The 878-nt window shown below is 41.0% G+C and carries 1 protein-coding gene and 1 pseudogene; both read left to right on the top strand.

Annotated elements, in window-relative coordinates; translation table 11 throughout:
• Positions 1 to 6 precede the first annotated feature (6 nt).
• A pseudogene (locus J5224_RS31055) lies at positions 7 to 126 on the top strand (Arm DNA-binding domain-containing protein); the annotation flags it as partial.
• A gap of 530 nt (positions 127 to 656) precedes the next feature.
• The coding region (locus tag J5224_RS31050) for a hypothetical protein (RefSeq protein ID WP_264628858.1) at positions 657 to 878 on the top strand (222 nt) is incomplete at its 3' end.

Raw genomic sequence — 878 nt, 5'->3', positions numbered from 1 at the left:
CCGCCCATGTTAACTGATAGCAAGATCCGCTCAGCAAAAAACCTAGAAAAATCATACAGGCTCACAGATGCGTTAGGGCTTTATCTAACGATATCTACTCATGGTGCTAAGCGGTGGTATTTCCGCTGTAGCGCCATTTTGATCACCCGTTCGTCCCGCCATTGAAACCAAGCACAGCCTGAAAGCCAAAGCCCATTACCCACCGATTATCACCCACCCTGCCCCCAAATGCTGGATTGCCGTTTTCTACCTCGAGTCCGCGGAGAAAACAAGCCAGTGACTTAGCGAATATGCGGATAAGTTCGAGAATGCAATCACTCTTATATTGATGGAAATTTAGCGGGATTTATAGCATTGAGCGAGTCACGTACAGTGCGATGAATACCGATCTCTCCTAATGGACTTTCGGAATACCGCAAAAGTAAAGGGTGCAGTTTACCGAGTGTTGACATATTCACTTCCTATAATTTCCATCAGAAATAATTGTGACGATTTATATTCAATTTCGCTATGTAACTTCCATTCCAACACCATGTCGTTATTACAAAAAATGAAAATATACAAAAAACAGTCGATACTTGAAAAATAAACTCCCACGCTATCGATTACATTATGTTTTTAATCAATATCACTTATTCAATCGGTAGAGGTACTGCATGTTGATTGCAGAGATAAAATCCAACCTATCAGACCAAGTCAACAATAACCTTTGTGAAGGAATGAGAGAAAGATCGAACACTTTCCCTACCTCACATTCTGATATTTCGCGTATTCGCAACTCTGCGCTCGACTTTCGGCGCATCAACCAATTAAAAGAATCTTATGAATCAATGCTTTCTGATGCAGCCAAAAAGGTCAGTCTCGATATAAAATTAGTG

The organism is Candidatus Symbiopectobacterium sp. NZEC135, from assembly GCF_025962695.1.
The sequence above is the reverse complement of the archived record's forward strand: the minus strand, read 5'-3'. Positions and strand labels throughout refer to the sequence as shown.